This window comes from Cryobacterium sp. N21, from assembly GCF_002929575.1.
Lineage (GTDB): Bacteria > Actinomycetota > Actinomycetes > Actinomycetales > Microbacteriaceae > Cryobacterium > Cryobacterium flavum.
Genome location: NZ_PJJQ01000036.1, coordinates 401222 through 418443, shown reverse-complemented (window position 1 = coordinate 418443; position 17222 = coordinate 401222). Strand labels below are relative to the sequence as shown.

The window sequence follows — 17222 nt, the reverse complement described above, 5'->3', positions numbered from 1 at the left end:
GGTCAGTACCTCACTCGCGGGTCGATGAGCGCGGCGATGATGTCCACGATGAAGTTGGACAGGGCCACGATCACGGCGAGAAGGGCAACAATTCCCTGCACCGCTACGAAGTCACGGGCCTTGATGAATTCGATGAGCATGAAACCCAGGCCCTTCCATTCGAAGGTGGTTTCGGTCAGCACGGCTCCGCCCAACAACAGCGCCACCTGCAATCCGATGACGGTGATGATCGGAATCAGCGCGGGCCGATAGGCGTGCTTGCTGACCAGACGGAATTCATTCACTCCCCGGGAGCGAGCGGCATTGACGTAGTCCGTGCCGAGGGTTCCGATGACGTTGGTGCGCACGAGTCGCAGGAACACTCCGGCCGTCAGGAGTCCGAGCGCTAACGCGGGAAGCACGGCGTGCAGCAGAACGTCACCCAGTACGGCGGGATCGCCCGTCTTGATTGCGTCGATCAGATAGATACCGGTCTTGTCCGGAAGAAACTGCATCTGCAATTCGGAACCGACGGTGGCTCGGCCGGCAACGGGTAAGGCCTTGAGCCAAACCGCGAAGACGAGCTTGAGAAGTAACCCGGCGAAAAATACCGGGGTGGCGTAGCAGAGGATGGCGAACACGCGGAGAAAGGCATCCGGTGCTTTGTCGCGCCAGTACGCAGCGACCATACCGAGTGGGATTCCGACGATGAAGGCTACGATGAGTGCGTAGAACACGAGCTCGGCCGTCGCGGATCCGTAGGTGAGCAGGACTTCAGACACGGGACGATTCGTGCTGATGGTCGTGCCGAAGTTGCCGGTGAAGACCTGGCCGAGGTATTCGAAGTATTGAATAATAATCGGTCGGTCGTAGCCGGCTTCGTGAATGAGTACGGCAAGCTGATCCGGGCCGAGCTTGCCGCCGAGAGCGGCGGTGATCGGGTCTCCGGTCGTACGCATGAGCCAGAACACCATCGACACCAGGATGAAAATGGTGGGGAAGATGAGCAGGAAGCGTATGAGAAGGTAACGGCCTATTCCACCGCCCGGGCTGGATTTCTTCTTGGGAACACGCCCGGCCGCCGGTACGGGCGGCTTCATCGCCACAGTGGTCATTACTACCTCACAATTGCAAAAAGAATCGGGGGCATCCAGCGATCGTGTCGCTGAACACCCCCGGTGATCAAACTAGAGAAAACTCTAGTCGCTGTACGGTCTAGCCCTTAGCCAGCGCGCCGTAACGGAACTTGAAGGAGGCATCAAGTGTGTCCCCGGTCCCGGTGATGTCTGTTCCGGTGACGGCAACCTGGGCGCCCTGGAGAAGCGGCACGGTCGAGAGCTGCGCCGCAACCTTGTCCTGGATCTCCTCGATGAGCGCGGTACGCTCTGCGGCGTCGGTGGTGACGGCCTGCTTCTGGATCAGGGCAGTAACGTCGGCGTCGTCGTAGTGGTTCTTGAGGAAGTTGCCCTCGGCGAAGAACGGGGCCAGGTAGTTGTCAGCGTCGGAGTAGTCCGGGAACCAGCCGAGCTGGTAAGCGGGGTACACGTCTGCTACGCGGTCCTTGGAGTACTGCACCCACTCGGTCGACTGCAGGCTAACCGTGAACAGGCCGGAGGCATCCAGCTGGTCTTTGATCAGCGCATATTCGTCGCTCGAACCGGGGCCGTAGTGGTCGGCGTTGTACTGAAGGTTGAGTGCGATCGGCGTGGTCACGCCGGCTGCGGCGAGGTCAGCCTTGGCCTTTTCGACGTCCGGCCCGCCCTTGCCGTCTCCGTAGAGACCCTTGAGCGATTCGGTGGCACCGGTCATTCCGGCGGGAACGTAGGAGTACAGCGGGGTGTAGGTGCCCTTGTAGACCTGATCGGCGAGCTCGGCGCGATCAACAACGTCGGCGACTGCGGCACGAACGGCGAGGGCCTTGGCCGGGTCGGCGTCAGCGGTCGTCGTGCCGAAAGGCTGCGTATTGAAGTTGAAGGTGATGTAGCGGATTTCTCCACCGGGGCCGTCAACGACCTTGACAGCGTCGTTGCCGCGCAGGTCGTCAATGTCGGTCGCGGAGAGGCTGCGCCATGCGACGTCGATGTTGCCTTCCTGCACGTCGAGCTTCAGATTCGAAGCGTCGGTGTAGTACTTGACGTTGATGACATCCGTCTTGGCAGCGCCAAGCAGACCTTCGTAGCCCTCGTACGCCTTGTAGGAGAGGAGGTTGTTGAAGTCGTAGCTCGTCAGCACGTACTGGCCGGCAAAGGCCTCAGCGGCAACGATGTCATCGTCGGAGGTGACCTCCGTTGCGGAGAAGGAGTCTTCATCCACGATCACGCCAGCGGGGCTGGACAGAATTTGCGGGAAGATCTGGTCGTTCCCGGCTTTGAGCGTGAAGACGACGGTCGTGTCATCCACAGCAGCAGTGCTGTCGAGGTTGTAGAGCAGCGACGACGGGCCGGTATCGGCCGCGATCGCCAGCTGGCGGTCGAAGCTGAACTTGACGTCAGAGGCGGTGAGTGCGTTGCCGTTGGCCCATTTGAGGTCGGGCTTGAGGGTGACGGTGTATTCCGTGGGCGCTGTGAACTCGGCGCTGACGGCGATGTCGGGTTCGACATCCGCTGTTCCGAATTTGCTGCTCATGAGGAATGGGAAGACCTGGGTCTGCACCGAAAAAGAGCCGTTGTCATAGGAGCCGGCCGGGTCGAGCGTGGTTACCTTGTCGGTCGTGCCGATCGTGATCGGGCCGCCGGTGGCCGCCGGTGTGGTGTTACCGCCGGAAGCGCACCCGGAAAGAACCAGTGCGGCGACCGCGAGTCCGGTTGTGGCAACGAGAGCACGCTTGCCGTTAGTGAATGCGGATGTCATATCCGTCGTCCTCTTCCTGTAGAAGTCTCATGAACCGGAACACCCAAAAAATGGGCATAACTTTTCATTGCTGTTAGGTAAGAATTAGCACAGAATTCGCAGGTAGCCACGCTCAGCCGCAGCTTCTTTACATATCTGCAACAAAGTCGGGCTCATATGTTGCAGTCTGAAATTCAGTGCTCAGATGTTGCTTCGAGTGTGCGCGCCAGCGGGTGTGCTATTCGTCGCGAAGGGCTCGGCGCTCGGCTTCGACCCGCACGAGTTCACGCTGGAGGGTGCGGTACATCTCGGTGTCGTCGGCATCCGCTCGCTGCAGGCGACCGAGTAATTCGGCTTTGAGCCTCAGTAGGTCCTTGTCGATGAGCACGATCGTGATATCGCGCACGTAGCGGGCGACGTCTTTCTCAGTGCGCTCGGGCAGGTTCGCCATGGCGAGTTCCTGCACGAGGTTCTTGAAACCGTCCGGCACCTCGGCGACGACCCGCTCGAGCCAGTCCGCCGCCTCGAAGTGCGACAGACTCGCGGCAATCGCATCGCGAACGACCGCGAGGGAGGTATTAGCGAAGGAGGTCTGCACCGCACTGTCGAGAATGTCCCGGCCGATCAGCGTGGGTCGCTGCAGCATGGCCATGAGGCCGTCGCGTTCGAGCCTCGTGACCGGATCGGTGGGCAGTTCGACCAGCGAGAACGGACGTTCCGGCACGACTTCGATCACGCCGCCGTGCCGGGGCGCGTTCGGCCCGCCGCTCGCCGATGCGCGTGCGCCGGACTGGGCATTCGTCACCGCTTTGGCGACGTCGCCCATGTCGACGCCGAGCATGCGGGAGAGTTCCCGGGTGTAGCCGGGTCGCAGCACCGGGTCGCGAATCTCGCCGACGACGGGGGCGGCGGCGCGCAGGGCGGCCGTTCGGCCCTCGACGGTGTCGAGGTTGTACTGGGAGAGAATCTGTCGAATCATGAACTCGAACATGGGCTTCTTCGAGTCGACCAGGCGACGCACGGCGTCATCACCGCGCTGCAGGCGCAGGTCGCAGGGGTCGAGGCCTTCCGGCCCCACGGCCACGTAGGTCTGGGCGGAGAAGCGCTGTTCCTCGCTGAAGGCGCGCATGGCGGCTTTTTGACCGGCGGCATCTGGGTCGAAGGTGAAGACGACCTCGCCGACGCCCGAGTCGTCACCGAGCACGCGGCGCAGCACCTTGATGTGGTCAACGCCGAACGACGTACCGCAGGTTGCGACGGCCGTGGTGATGCCGGCCAGGTGGCAGGCCATGACGTCGGTGTAGCCCTCGACCACGACGACCTGGTGGCTGCGGGAAATGTCACGCTTGGCGAGGTCGAGTCCGTAGAGCACCTGGGCCTTGTGGTACACCGGCGACTCCGGGGTGTTGAGGTATTTCGGGCCTTTATCGTCGTCGAGCAGTTTGCGGGCGCCGAAGCCGATGGTCTGCCCGGTGATGTCGCGAATGGGCCAGACCAGGCGGCCCCGAAAGCGGTCGTAGATGCCGCTGGATCCCTCGCGGCTCGAGACCAGGCCGGCGAGGGTGAGCTCGTCGGTGGTGAAACCTCGACCGCGCAGGTGGTTGGTCAGTTCGTCCCAGCTCTTCGGAGCGAAGCCGACTCCGAACCGGGTTGCCGCTGCGGCGTCGAAGCCGCGCTGGCCGAGGAAGGCCCGGCCGACCTCGGCACCGGCGCGGCCGAGCTGTTCGATGAAGAAATCGGATGCCGTCTGGTTGGCAGCGAGCAGGCGGGCACGGTTGCCGTGGTCGGGGGCGGCGCCGGAGCCGTCTTCGTAGTGCAGGTCGAGGCCGACCCGGCCGGCCAGGCGTTCGACGGCTTCGCTGAAGCTGACATGGTCCATCTTCTGCAGAAAGGAATAGACGTCGCCGCTCTCGCCGCAGCCGAAGCAGTGGTAGAAACCGACCTGCGGGCGCACGTGAAAGCTGGGGCTGCGTTCGTCGTGGAAGGGGCAGAGACCCTTCATCGAGCCGACACCGGCAGACTTCAGGGTGACGTAGTCACCGATGATGTCGGCGATATTGGTGCGGGCCTTGACCTCTTCGATGTCACTTTGTCGAATCAGTCCAGCCATATCTGAATTCTATCTTCTCGGTCTGACAGGCTTCGTTCACCAGTGGGTCTTGTATGTGGCTGTTCCTGAGATGGGCGGCAGGGACGGGACATCCGCTCCGCGCTCAGACATTGAGTATTTGCGGGGACCACCGCGAGGAGCGTGCGGCGACCCCCGCAAACGCTCAAAACTCGCCACCCCGCGGAAATCCCGTCTCCGCCACAGTCCAGAACGAGTTTGGCGCCGGGCCCATGTTGTGACCCTGGGCCCAGTTTATAAACTGGGCCCAGGGACGGGGCCCGGGCCCCGTCCACAGTAAAGGCGGAGCGGGGGCGGGGCTAGCCCTGGACCAGGCGCTCGTACCAGGCCAGGGCGGATTGGTCGGTCAGACTTGCCACCTGGTCGACGATGACACGCTTGCGGGCGGCATCGTCGGCGGCAGCGTGCCAGTCCTCGCGGAAGCCGGGGTCGAGGTGTTCGTCACCGGAGTCGTGCAGGGTCTGGGCGAGCAGGGTGAGCACCTGACGCTGCTGCACGTAAATGGGCTTGCGGGTATTGCGGGTCATGACGAAGGCCGCGACGATGCCCTTGAGTACCGCGATTTCGGCCTGGATCTCGCGGGGCACGATTACATTGGCCCCGAAGCGCAGCATGTTCGCGCCCGGGTGCGCCTCCTTGGTGGCATGCACGGCGGCACCGCTGAACCGACCGATGAGCTGGCTCGTGAGGTTCTTGAGGTGGCCCTGGTCGCGGCGCCCGGCCGTCCACGAGTCCATCCAGACATCGAGCGAGTCGAGCCGGTTGAACGCCGCCGCGAGGTCGTCTGCACTGGTTTCGTCGCCGATCCATTCCGACATGGTCGCGAGGAGTTCGTCGTGGTCGGTGCGGCTGCTCAGGGCCGCGACGTCGACGTAGCCGTTGACAATGGCATCCTCGAAGTCGTGCACGCTGTAGGCGATGTCGTCGGAGAGGTCCATTACCTGCGCTTCGATGCAGAGCTGGCGGTCGGGGGCTCCCTCGCGCAGCCACTCGAACGCGGCAATGTCGTCCTGGTAGAACCCGAACTTGGCACGCCCGCTCGGGTCATAGACCGAGGAACCCTCCGGCCAGGGGTACTTGCAGCTGGCGTCGAGGCTCGCCCGGGTGAGGTTGAGGCCATAGCTGTGACCGTCGGGCCCGAATACCTTGGGCTCGAGCCTGGTGAGCAGGCGCAGGGTCTGAGCATTTCCCTCGAACCCGCCGATGTCTTCCGACCACAGGCTGAGTGCCTTCTCACCGTTGTGGCCAAAGGGCGGATGCCCGATGTCGTGTGCCAGGCAGGCGGTATCGACGATGTCGGGGTCGACGTTCAGGCGCGAGGCGATCTCCCGCCCCACCTGGGCGACCTCGAGCGAGTGAGTCAGCCGGTTGCGGGCAAAGTCGAGCCCCGCCGTGGGGCTGAGCACCTGCGTCTTGGCCGCAAGGCGGCGCAGAGCGCTCGAGTGCAGTAGGCGTGCCCGGTCGCGGGCAAAGTCGCTGCGCCTGGAGTAGTGCTCTTCGGGAAACCAACGGGCCTCGTCGTTCTCGCTGTATCCGTTTGAGTTAGCCACCGCTGGTGTCCCCTTCGCCCTCGGTCAAATTCACTCGCTCCGCACCGAAAAGATCCTGCGATTCGAGCCAGTGCTCCGGCAGAGACGGCTTCTTCGGTGTTCCCGCCCGACCGCGCGGGCCCTCGACATCTGCTCCCGGGTAGGGCAACGAGGCGTCAAGGGTGCCGAGCAGGTCGTCGAGCTGCGCGAGGGTCTGCACCATGGCCAGGCTGGCCCGCAGGTCGCCGCCCACCGGGTAGCCCTTGAAGTACCAGGCAACGTGCTTGCGAATGTCGCGGCAGGCGCGGTCTTCGCTGTCGAAGTATTCGGTGAGGAGTTCGGCGTGGCGGCGGAACGCGTTGATGACCTGGCCGAGGCCGGGTTCGGCCTTGAGTTCCTGCCCGCGGAAGGCCGCGGCGAGATCCCCGAACAGCCACGGACGGCCGAGACAGCCGCGCCCGACGACGACGCCGTCGCATCCGGTCTCGCGCACCATGCGCAGGGCGTCATCGGCTGACCAAATGTCGCCGTTGCCGAGCACCGGTACGTCGCTGATGGCGTTCTTGAGCTTCTCGATGGCCGACCAGTCGGCGTGGCCGGAGTAGAACTCCGCAGCCGTTCGCCCGTGCAGCGCGATGGAGGCGACGCCGGCTCCGGCGGCAGCCTTACCGGCCTCGATGTAGGTGAGGTGGTCGGCGTCGATGCCCTTGCGCATTTTCACGGTCAACGGAACCGCGCCGGCGGCGGTGACAGCGGCTTCGACGATCTGACGAAACAGGCCGATCTTCCACGGCAGGGCCGCTCCCCCGCCCTTACGGGTGACTTTGGGTACCGGGCAGCCGAAGTTGAGGTCGATGTGATCGGCGCGGTCTTCGGAGACGAGCATGGTCACCGCTTCGGAGACGGTCTTAGGGTCAACGCCGTAGAGCTGAATGGAGCGGGTGGTTTCACTCTCGTGGTGGGTGATCAGCCGCATCGTCTCGGCGTTGCGTTCAACGAGCGCGCGTGAGGTGATCATTTCGCTGACGAACAGTCCGGCGCCGTATTCGCGGCAGAGCCTGCGGAACGCCGTATTGGTGATGCCGGCCATCGGAGCGAGCACCACGGGCACGTCGAGGGTGAGCGGACCGATTCGCAGCGGTCCGGTCGGCGCCACCTGGTCGACAGGTGGGCCGACAGTGCGGGTGGGTAAGGTCATGTTGCGTCAATTCTCCCAGAAAGCGAGGCATGCTTCGAATCGTTGGCAGAACGGATGCCGCAGCCCACGCAGAAACGCAGCTGTCGCGCCTGGTGACCAGGCCTGCGGCAGCTGCGTTCGTGTTGAAATGAGTTCAAATTAGCTGCAGCAGCCGCCACCGCAGCAGGAGCCGGCGGCCTCGTCGGTCGCAGCGGGGGCGCCCAGGAGCTCAATGGTGGGACGGCCGGCAGCGTCGGTGAAGACGGGCGGCGTGGTGGCGATGGTGTCAGTCATGAGTTATCTCCTGAATCAATTAGGTGGATCGGTGAAAGTCTTACCCGTCAGGCTACGCGATGCGGCTGAGTATCGTTGCTACGCGGAAGCAGCGCCGGTGGAAGTATTCGTGGAAGCATCCTTCGAACGGTCGGCGCGAGCCTGGTCGAGGGCCTGGGCGAACGCCGTCGGGTCCTGCGCGCCCGAGATGCCGTAGCGGCCGTCGATGACGAAGAACGGAACGCCCTGGATGCCGTAGGCACCGGCCTGCGCGACGTCCGCTTTGACCGCGGCGAGGTGCTCGTGGGCGGTCAGTGACCGCACGACGTCGGCCCGGTCGAGTCCGATCTCCGCGGCCAGGTCGGCGAGGTCTTCGACCCGGCCCACATGGCGGCCGTCGATGAAGTAGGCCTTGAGCAGGCGTTCCATCATGTCGAGCTGGCGGCCGTGCGCCTTGGCGTAGTGCAACAATTCGTGCGAGATGACGGTGTTGGTCTGGTGCACCGAGTCCCAGTCGTAGTCGAGGCCGACGCTCGCGGCGATCTCGGTGACGTTGGCGAGCATCTGCTTCACCTGATCGGCCGGCATCCCCTTGTGTTGGCTGAGATAGTCGACCGTGTTTCCGACAAAATCGACTGGGGTGTCGGGTGAGAGCTCGAAGCTGTGGTACTCAACCTCGACGGCGCCGTCGAACAGGGCCGCTCCGGCTTCAAACTTGCGTTTGCCGATGTAACACCAGGGGCACTGCACATCGCTCCAGATATCGACCTTGATCGGGTCGGAGCTCGTGGGGGCAGAAATGTCGGTAGTAGTTGTGTCAGTCACACTCGGGCCAACGGGGCCCTGCGCTCGTGTATTCCCCGCAGGGAATATTGGCAGGCGGCATTCAGGACGTTGGGGCGTCGACCGCTCCGCCGTAGCGTCGGTTGCGCGAGGCGAACAGTTCGACTGCTCGCCAGAGGTCGACCCGGGTGAAGTCCGGCCACAAGGTGTCGAGAAAGACCATCTCGGCGTAGGCGCTCTGCCAGAGCAGAAAGTTGCTCGTGCGTTGCTCCCCCGAGCTGCGCACGAACAGGTCTACGTCGGGGAGTTCGGGCACATAGAGCTGCTTCGCGATGGCCTTCTCGGTGATGCCCGACGGCTTCAGCCTGCCGGCGGCGACGTCCTCGGCCAGCGCGCGCACGGCATCCGCTATTTCGGTGCGTCCGCCGTAATTCACGCACATGGTGAGGGTGAGTACGTCGTTGCCAGCAGTGAGCTTCTCGGCGAATTGCAGTTCGTTGATGACGGATGCCCACAGCTTCGGCTTGCGCCCCGCCCACCGAATTCGCACGCCCCACTCGTTGAGCTGATCGCGGCGGCGATGCAGGACGTCACGGTTGAAGCCCATGAGAAAACGCACCTCGTCGGGCGAGCGCTTCCAGTTCTCGGTGGAGAAGGCGTAGACGCTGAGGTGTTTGACGCCGATCTGGATGGCGCCGGCCACGACGTCGAGCAGGGCGGCCTCGCCGGCTTTGTGCCCCTCGATGCGGGTGAGGCCCTGGCCATTGGCCCAGCGGCCGTTGCCGTCCATGACGACGGCGACGTGCTCAGGCACGACCTTGCGGGCCAGATCGGGCGGGTAGAGGCCGGTCCAGTCGAGCGGTTTGAATGGAACGGAATCTTTGTGAGTGGCACCCTTGAAGCCGAAGAGGCTCGCCATCATCGGGCGACGTGTTCCAGCGAGCGAAGCCCGCGGCCCAGGTGCCACTGCGTGTAGGCGGCGACGACGCCGGCCGCCTGGCTTTGGGTACGTTCGGGGCTCGCGCTCGCGTGTTCCCAGTCGCCGGTGAGCAGAGCGCTGAGCAGGGCGATCGTCGCAGCGTCGAGCCGGGGCGAACCGGGAGGGGCGCAGTCATCGCAGACGAGGCCGCCCATCTGCACGACCATGGCACTGTGTTGACCCCCGATGCCGAGTTCGCCGAGGGCGCCGCAGCGGGCACAGTCCTCAAAGCTCGGCGCCCAGCCTGCCATCGACACGGCGCGCAAGAGATAGGAGTTGAGGGTGAGGTGGGAGCCGTGTTCCTGGCGGGACAACGATCGCAGGGCGCCGACCAACAGCAGGTACTGCTGCAGCGACCCCTCTGATTCGGTGAGTTTGTCGGCGGTTTCGACCATGACGCTCGCGGCGGTGTAACTGCCGTAGTCGGCGGTGATCAGGGCGCCGTAGGAGCCGAGCGACTCTGCCTGGGTGATGATGTCGAGGCTTCGGCCCTCGTAGAGCTGCACGTCGGCGACCATGAACGGTTCGAGCCGGGCGCCGAATTTGGACCCGGTACGCCGCACGCCCTTGGCGACAGCGCGCACCTTGCCGTGCGCTCGGGTGAGCATGGTGACGATGCGGTCGGCTTCACCCAGCTTGTGGGTGCGCAGCACCACGGCTTCATCTCGGTAGACAGGCACAGGTAATTATCCCACCCCGTTGCTGTAAGTACGGTCACGGCTGACCTCCCCTACAAAACGGATGCTCATTTAGCCCTGAAATTTTGTCACTAGTCTGCCTTGGCTCTGGTTTTTCGGGCCGGACGGGGGGACACTTAAGGTCACCTAGTCCCCCGTGGTATGGAGGTTTTCATGAAACCAGTCCAGGGCAGCCTGCCCGACATTATGCCCGTGCTTTCACGCGGCAAACACCGCACTCCGAAGAGCGGCGCCTGCTTCATGGAATTCGCCTCCTACCTCGCCGGCGAGTCCTGGAGTGACCACCCCGCCTGCACCCATCCGGTGCTCGCCTCGCTTGCTCGCATGGTCAATGACTGCAGTTCCGACGACGCCAGGTCGCGGCTCGCACTGCTGATTCCGTCAGTCATCGGGCTGACCGGTTCCGATAAGCGCGTTGAGGTTGCTGTTGCCCTGCGCGCCGGGTGCGAAGCGCTTCCAGTGGCGAGTCTGGAACGCCAGCGCGCGCTCGCGGTGGGCGTGCTGACCTGCGAGCGGAACGCATCCGGTCTTGATCTGGCGTTGGCCGAGCGGATGCGCCCGCTCATTCGGGCCGCTCTCGATGAAGCACCGGATGCCGAACGTTGGGCGCGTGACTTCATCGGGGGTGTGCATTCCTGGTCGCACACCAAGTTCACTCCGCGCACGGCCGACACGATTATTCGCGTTGCGGTGCAGGGTATCGGTGAGGCCTGCATTGCCGACCCGGACGCCCGGCTGTACACCCTGTTGGACCACGCGATCAACGATTGCCGCGCCCTGCTCGGTGCACGTAGCACGGATCGCGCGATGCACCTGCCCGCCCTGGCCTGATCAGGGCAAACGATCACACTAACCCCTGCACAGACCAACACCAGGCCGCACCCGGATGGTGCAACGATAGCCCAGAACCGAACTGACGGTTCTGGGCTTTCGTGTTGGTGCGAAAAGTGGATGCTGCTAAACGGCGGCCAGCTCCAGGTCGCTGATCTCGGCCCGGATTCCCCGGTTGACCGCAGACACCACCGACTTCAGCGAGGCAGTGGAGATGTCCGCGTCGATGCCGACGCCCCAGTACCTCTTGCCGTTCACGTCGAGCTCGACGTAGGCGGCCGCCTGCGCGTCGCCACCGGCGGAAAGCGCGTGCTCGACATAGTCGTACAGGGTGATGGCGATGCCACGCTCCGCCATCACTCCGAGGAACGCGTTGATCGGGCCGTTGCCGGACCCGGTGGCCTGCGCCACGGTGTCGCCGTCGCGCAGTTCGACGGCGAGATCCACCGTGCCGGTCAGATCGCTCGAGGTACGGGTGGAGTGCAGTTCGAACCGACCCCACTTGGATTCGGGGTTCTTGATCGCCGCTGGCAGGTACTCATCGTTGAAGATGTCCCAGATCTGCTCGCTCGTGACCTCGCCACCTTCGGCGTCGGTCTTGGCCTGCACGACGCCGGAGAATTCGATCTGCAGCTTGCGCGGCAGGTCGAGGGCGTGGTCGGTCTTGAGCAGGTAGGCGACGCCGCCCTTGCCCGACTGCGAGTTCACCCGAATCACGGCCTCGTAGCTGCGACCCAGGTCCTTGGGGTCGATCGGCAGGTAGGGAACGGCCCAGACCAGGTCGTTGACGGTGCAGCCCTGCTTGGCGGCGTCGGCATCCATTGCTTCGAAGCCCTTTTTGATGGCATCCTGGTGCGAGCCGCTGAACGCGGTGAAGACCAGGTCGCCAGCCCACGGGTTGCGTTCGGGTACCGGCAACTGGTTGCAGTACTCGGCGGTGCGCTTGATCTCGTCGATGTTGCTGAAGTCGATCTGCGGGTCGATTCCCTGCGTGAACAGGTTGACGCCGAGCGCGACGAGGTCCACGTTGCCGGTGCGCTCGCCGTTACCGAACAGGCAGCCCTCGATGCGGTCGGCACCGGCCAGGTAGCCGAGCTCGGCAGCGGCGATGGCGGTTCCGCGGTCGTTGTGCGGGTGCAAGGAGATGAGAATATTCTCGCGCTGGGTCAGGTGACGGCCCATCCACTCAATGGAATCGGCGTACACGTTGGGCGTGGCCATTTCGACCGTGGCCGGCAGGTTGACGATGACCTTGCGCTCCGGAGTGGGCTCCAGAATTTCGACGACCTGGTTGGTGATGTCGACGGCGAAGTCGAGCTCGGTGCCGGTGAAGCTCTCCGGCGAGTACTCGTAGTAGATGGTCGTGCCGGGAATGGTCGACTCCATCTGCTTGCAGAGGCGCGCGCCGTACAGGGCCAGGTCGACGATGCCCTGCTTCTGTTCGCGAAAGACAACCTCGCGCTGCAGGATGCTGGTGGAATTATAGAGGTGCACAATGGCCTGCTTGGCACCGGTGATCGACTCATAGGTGCGCTTGATCAGGTGCTCGCGGGCCTGGGTCAACACCTGGATGGTGACGTCATCGGGGATCGCGTTCTCGTCGATCAGGCTGCGCACGAAGTCGAAGTCGGTCTGGCTCGCCGAGGGAAAGCCCACCTCGATCTCCTTGTAGCCCATGCGCACGAGCAGATCGAACATGATGCGCTTGCGCTCGGGGCTCATCGGGTCGATGAGCGACTGGTTGCCGTCACGCAGGTCGACCGCGCACCAGCGCGGAGCAACCGTGATGTGCTTGCTCGGCCAGGTACGGTCGGGCAAGTCAACGGCGAACTGCTCGTGGTACGGGCGGTAGCGGTGGATCGGCAGTGTGGATGCGGTCTGATTGTTCTTCATGGTCCTGTTTCCTCGTGGGTGTCGTACAGCCAACGACGAACGCCGCGACGAGGGAGGCCTTTAGATTAGGACTCGTCGCGGCAGCTAAGGAGGAGCGCACCGTTCAACACATTTTCAGGCTAGCACCGTTTGGCAGCGCTGATACGACCGTTACTGGCACCGCCTCGGCCATCGGATGCTACTGGCTCAGCCCGCGCATCAAGGTGACGACCTCCCGCATCGACAGACTCGGCAGGTAGGCACGGGCCAGGGCCAACCCGATCTCCGGCAGTGCGACCGGGTCGGGAAAAGCCATGAAAACGGGCGCGAACTCCGGCTGGAACTTACGTTTGAACGCGAGCAGCGACCGAAACCCGTACACCGGTTCGAGCGTGCGCCCGAGGTATTCGAGCAGTCGATCGGCCACTCCGCCCGGCCGGGGCCCGGCAGCCGGGGCGAGCGGCGCTATGGACAGGCTGAGAAACTCGATCTGCGCACTCTGCTGCATCCGCTCGGCCGTTTGGGCGATCAGAAATTCCATCACCCCGTTGATGCTGTCCGGGCGGCGCCGCATGAAGTCGAGGGTGTAGCCCACAATTTCACCGGCGTGGTAGGTCGGCAGCCAGCTGGTGACGGCGTGCACGCGCTCTGCATCGTCGACGGCGAGCATGAGCCGCACGGCGGGGTCGCGCAGTTCGTCGAGGCCGCCGAGGGTGAACCCCAGTTCGGGGAGTTCTTTCTCTTGAACCCACTGCTCCGAGATTTCGGCGATCTGCGCTGCCTGCGCCAGCGACAGCGCCCGGTAGCTGGTCCAGACCGCCCGCACACCGGCGCGGTCGGCCCGATTGACGGATGAGCGGATGTCCTGCCACTTCTTTCCGGTGGTGTTCCAGACGCTCGGATTGAGCAGTGTCTCCTCCCCCACCTGCATGGTGTGCCAGCCCATCGCGTTGAAGACCGGGTGCCAGCTCTCATGCAGGCTGTAAAACACCGGCACCCAACCGTGGTCGTCGCACATGCGGGCAAAGAAGGCCACGGCCTCAGCGGCCTCGGAGGGCGGTCCGACCGGTTCCGACGTGGTGATGGCGATGCCGTTGACCACGCGATAGGCGATCGCCGTACGCCCACTCGCGGTGAACCAGAGGGAATTACCGGTCCAGGTCGTCATGAACCCGAGCGATCCGCCGCCGTGGTCGGCGAGCAGGGTGCGTAGCCGCTCCGGCGCGTCGGCGGTCGGGCCGACCGACGCGCTCCGCAGGCAGAGGATCGCCCCGACGAAGACAACGATCCAGAATGCCGCACCGACACCGTCGTACAGGGCGGTGGCAAGCGGGTCGGCCGGAAGAAAAGACACCCGCTCCAGGCGCAGGAACCCGACCGGAATGAAGCGCTCCGGCACGTCCGCGAGCAGGTCGAGCAGCGTGACGGCTGGGCGAAAATGGTCGCGGAGCAGCCATCCGATGCCGATGTAGAACGCGGCGAGTGCAGCGAGGCTACCCAAAGTCACGAGCACGAACCGACGTCGCACGCCGGTGCGGGAGGCAACCGGAAAACGGCGCAGATGGCCGAGGATAACGAGGGCAACGGCGAGCGGCACGAGCACCGACACCACGAGGATGAGCGTGACCTCCCAGTACCGGCCGGATTGCCACTGCCAGACGTAGGCCTGCCCGGACATCGGCAGCAGCCCGTAATACCAGGCGGCGAGCAGGGCCAGCCCGGTGTTGATGGTGATCGCCAGCCACGCGGCGAACCGCCGTCCGCGGGACAGCCCGAACGCGGCAACGACGAGGGTGAGTAACGGCAGCAGGCTGACCAGCACCGGGCCGGCCCCGCCGATGCGTTCAAGGCTGAGTTCCTGCACGCACTGCCGGGTCACGTCACCCAGCAGACAGCGGTCGACGACCTCCCCGGCCGTAGGTACGTCCTGGCTGAGCAGCATACCGAGCGGCGCGAGCAGACCGAACCGGGCACCGGAGAAGATGGTGATGACCGGTCCGACCGCGACCATGCCGACGATGGCGGACAGCAGCGTGCGAGTTTCGTGGTCGGAGCTGCGCCGCCACGACGTGACACGCAGCGGCGGGCGCCACAGCCAGCCGACGCCGAGCCCGACGACCGCGGCCAGCATCCGGTAGAGGTCGGAGGGCTGGCCTGAATACAGCACGAGCACGAGTACCGTCGACAGGCCGAGCACCCGAATACGCCGCCGCCAGAGCGGCCCGGCGAAGTAACTGGCCGCCAGGGCACTGCCGAACATGGGAGTGAAGGGGTCGATCGACCACAACTCGCTCACGCCGCGCGACCACATCTCGCCGCCGGCCACGCCGAGGTATTGGGCGCCGAGGCCGATTCCGGCACCGAGAATCGACGTGATCAGAAAGGCGATGACGGTGCGCCGGGTTCCCATCAGTCGTTCGGCGAATCCCAGCAGAACCAGCGCACCGGCCAGCGCCAACAACAACTCGGCACCGTTGTCGACGAAGAACACCGAGGTGAGCGGCGACCACCAGTGTCCGCGGTCGATGACCGACTCGTAGCCGGTTCCGAAAAGGAGACGGATGCCCCGCGACGGCCCCGAAATCACCCCGCTGACCAGCGCGACGAGCAGAAGGACGATCGCGAACGCGACCGCGAACGGCCGCTGCGCGGCCAACCCGCGGAAGGAGGTCACGGCCGAGCGCGTTCGCGATGGGCGCGTGGCCAGGTCCACCCGGATGCGCTTGGCCGGTTCGTGCGCGATCCGTTCGCCGGTCATCGTGTCATCGCCACCACGTGCGGAGCGAGCAGCCCCGTTCGGGCGGCGATGATGGGCAGGGCCGTGGTCCATGCGTAGTCGACGGTGTGCCAGTCGTGGGCTGTGCCCGATGATTCGAAGAGGCGACTGTCGACGCCGGCGCGCTGGGCAGCATCCGCTACCGCGCGAACCCTCGGCAGAAAGCGCAGGTCACTGTCACCGACCACAAAAATCGCGGCGAGATCGACATAGGGTGCGTGGGCGGCGAGAATGGCTGATGGTGCTGCCGCGGCATACGAAGCGGCACTGCCGTCGAAACCGGCTGCCACCGTGTGCGCCTCGCTTCCGTTGCTGGGAACGAGCTCTCCCGCGATGTCCAAAATCGTACCGTAGAGCTGCGGGTGCGCCGCGCCGAGTTGAATTGAACACGTACCGCCCTGGGAGAACCCGGCGATGGTCCAGCCCAGGGGCTGGCCGACCACGTGCAGGTGCGCGCGGATCCAGGTGGGAACATCGACGGTGAGGTAGCTGGCCGCGTTGCCCAGTTTCGAGTCCACGCACATCGGATTGTTGTCGGGCGCGCCGAGCTGGTCGGGAACCACGACGATGGGGGCGAGGCCGGAGTGCGCCTGGGCATACCGGTCGAGAATGCGGGCCAGGCCGCCGGCCGTGAACACGTCGCTCGGGCTGCCGGGTTGGCCGGACAGCATCTCGACCACGGGAAGCGCCGGCGGGTTGGTTGCCGTCGCTGCGGGCGGAAGATAGACCAGGGCGGGTCGTGCGGCGAACCCGGAGACCGTCGCCGGGATGGTGACGGTGCCGACGATTCCGTCGCCCGTGCTGGTCGTCGTACCGGCCGCGAGAGTGTCGCTGCGAGCCGTCGCCAGAGCCTGGTCGAGCTGCGGAAAACTAGCCAGACCGAGAGCTACTCGTAGCGTGGGAAATTGGCCGACGTCGGCGTTGATCCCAGCCGCGGCGCTGAGCAGGCAGAGCGGCAGAGCGCACATAGCGACGACGCGTCGCCACCGAACCTGGCCGCGCAGATTCAGCAGCACAATGGCGACGCTGGCACCCAGTGCTTCGGTCCAGAGCCGGGTGCCGATCGACAGCGACACGCCCCAGGGATCCCAGACGTCGCTGACCAGCCAGGCCAGAAGCCAACCGGCGGCTGCCCCGACGACGGCACCGATGACGGTCATGACCGCGCGACGCACGCCCGTCGGACCGAGCAACACGAGCAGCAGTACAAGACCGGTGACGCCATAGAGCGCTGCGAGGAGGGGTGCGTCGATGAGGTTGAGATCGAGCGGGTTAATGTCCGAGAGCAGCGAGTTCATCCAGAGCCTCCGAGACCACTCTGGCACCACCGGCAGGTTCGTAGACGGGCATCGCTGAGTTATCAGCCAG

General features: G+C 64.7%; 13 protein-coding genes. 1 reads left to right on the top strand and 12 read right to left on the bottom strand.

Annotated elements, in window-relative coordinates; translation table 11 throughout:
* Positions 1-2 precede the first annotated feature (2 nt).
* The 9 genes from CXY77_RS18580 to recO form a co-directional block, all read right to left on the bottom strand.
* The gene (locus CXY77_RS18580) at positions 3-1094 is read right to left on the bottom strand and encodes an ABC transporter permease (protein WP_092339826.1); all 1092 of its coding nucleotides are present in this window, start codon (positions 1092-1094) and stop codon (positions 3-5) included.
* Positions 1095-1194: 100 nt separating this feature from the next.
* Complete coding sequence (locus CXY77_RS18575) at positions 1195-2829, bottom strand: ABC transporter substrate-binding protein (protein WP_092339825.1); 1635 nt, start codon at positions 2827-2829, stop codon at positions 1195-1197.
* Positions 2830-3046: 217 nt separating this feature from the next.
* Positions 3047-4918: a DNA primase gene (gene dnaG / locus CXY77_RS18570; RefSeq protein ID WP_104130694.1), complete on the bottom strand. Its 1872-nt coding sequence runs from the start codon at positions 4916-4918 to the stop codon at positions 3047-3049.
* 317 nt (positions 4919-5235) lie between these two features.
* On the bottom strand, positions 5236-6486 hold the full coding sequence (locus CXY77_RS18565) for a deoxyguanosinetriphosphate triphosphohydrolase (RefSeq protein WP_092339823.1): 1251 nt from the start codon (positions 6484-6486) through the stop codon (positions 5236-5238).
* Positions 6479-7663, bottom strand: a complete 1185-nt coding sequence (gene dusB, locus CXY77_RS18560; protein ID WP_104130693.1) for a tRNA dihydrouridine synthase DusB — start codon at positions 7661-7663, stop codon at positions 6479-6481. Before dusB ends, CXY77_RS18565 begins: the two co-directional genes overlap by 8 nt.
* 138 nt (positions 7664-7801) lie before the next feature.
* Positions 7802-7936 (bottom strand): hypothetical protein, encoded by a 135-nt coding sequence (locus CXY77_RS20900; RefSeq protein WP_255410059.1) that lies wholly within the window; start codon positions 7934-7936, stop codon positions 7802-7804.
* A gap of 78 nt (positions 7937-8014) precedes the next feature.
* Complete coding sequence (locus CXY77_RS18555) at positions 8015-8740, bottom strand: DsbA family protein (protein ID WP_199181949.1); 726 nt, start codon at positions 8738-8740, stop codon at positions 8015-8017.
* 61 nt (positions 8741-8801) lie between these two features.
* A complete protein-coding gene (locus tag CXY77_RS18550) occupies positions 8802-9620 on the bottom strand; it encodes an isoprenyl transferase (protein ID WP_233197513.1) in 819 nt (272 codons plus the stop codon).
* Positions 9617-10357: a DNA repair protein RecO gene (gene recO / locus CXY77_RS18545; protein ID WP_104090775.1), complete on the bottom strand. Its 741-nt coding sequence runs from the start codon at positions 10355-10357 to the stop codon at positions 9617-9619. Before recO ends, CXY77_RS18550 begins: the two co-directional genes overlap by 4 nt.
* 171 nt (positions 10358-10528) lie before the next feature.
* Between recO and CXY77_RS18540 the strand changes: the two genes are divergently transcribed.
* A complete protein-coding gene (locus tag CXY77_RS18540) occupies positions 10529-11206 on the top strand; it encodes a hypothetical protein (RefSeq protein WP_198412839.1) in 678 nt (225 codons plus the stop codon).
* 126 nt (positions 11207-11332) lie between these two features.
* Here CXY77_RS18540 and leuA read toward each other — a convergent pair whose 3' ends face one another.
* From leuA to CXY77_RS18525, 3 genes are all read right to left on the bottom strand, one after another.
* On the bottom strand, positions 11333-13099 hold the full coding sequence (gene leuA, locus CXY77_RS18535) for a 2-isopropylmalate synthase (protein WP_092339819.1): 1767 nt from the start codon (positions 13097-13099) through the stop codon (positions 11333-11335).
* 178 nt (positions 13100-13277) lie between these two features.
* A complete protein-coding gene (locus CXY77_RS18530; RefSeq protein ID WP_104090773.1) occupies positions 13278-15836 on the bottom strand; it encodes a DUF2156 domain-containing protein in 2559 nt (852 codons plus the stop codon).
* Positions 15833-17152: an esterase family protein gene (locus tag CXY77_RS18525; RefSeq protein ID WP_158252885.1), complete on the bottom strand. Its 1320-nt coding sequence runs from the start codon at positions 17150-17152 to the stop codon at positions 15833-15835. The genes CXY77_RS18530 and CXY77_RS18525 overlap by 4 nt, the downstream gene beginning before the upstream one ends.
* Positions 17153-17222 lie beyond the last annotated feature (70 nt).

Excerpts from the sequence above, each read along its gene's own strand:
- dnaG (WP_104130694.1), bottom strand. The coding sequence starts at position 4,918 with ATGGCTGGACTGATTCGACAAAGTGACATCGAAGAGGTCAAGGCCCGC.
- CXY77_RS18550 (WP_233197513.1), bottom strand. The coding sequence starts at position 9,620 with ATGATGGCGAGCCTCTTCGGCTTCAAGGGTGCCACTCACAAAGATTCC.
- CXY77_RS18575 (WP_092339825.1), bottom strand. The coding sequence starts at position 2,829 with ATGACATCCGCATTCACTAACGGCAAGCGTGCTCTCGTTGCCACAACC.
- leuA (WP_092339819.1), bottom strand. The coding sequence starts at position 13,099 with ATGAAGAACAATCAGACCGCATCCACACTGCCGATCCACCGCTACCGC.
- CXY77_RS20900 (WP_255410059.1), bottom strand. The coding sequence starts at position 7,936 with ATGACTGACACCATCGCCACCACGCCGCCCGTCTTCACCGACGCTGCC.
- CXY77_RS18530 (WP_104090773.1), bottom strand. The coding sequence starts at position 15,836 with ATGACCGGCGAACGGATCGCGCACGAACCGGCCAAGCGCATCCGGGTG.
- CXY77_RS18580 (WP_092339826.1), bottom strand. The coding sequence starts at position 1,094 with ATGACCACTGTGGCGATGAAGCCGCCCGTACCGGCGGCCGGGCGTGTT.
- dusB (WP_104130693.1), bottom strand. The coding sequence starts at position 7,663 with ATGACCTTACCCACCCGCACTGTCGGCCCACCTGTCGACCAGGTGGCG.
- CXY77_RS18525 (WP_158252885.1), bottom strand. The coding sequence starts at position 17,152 with ATGAACTCGCTGCTCTCGGACATTAACCCGCTCGATCTCAACCTCATC.
- CXY77_RS18540 (WP_198412839.1), top strand. The coding sequence starts at position 10,529 with ATGAAACCAGTCCAGGGCAGCCTGCCCGACATTATGCCCGTGCTTTCA.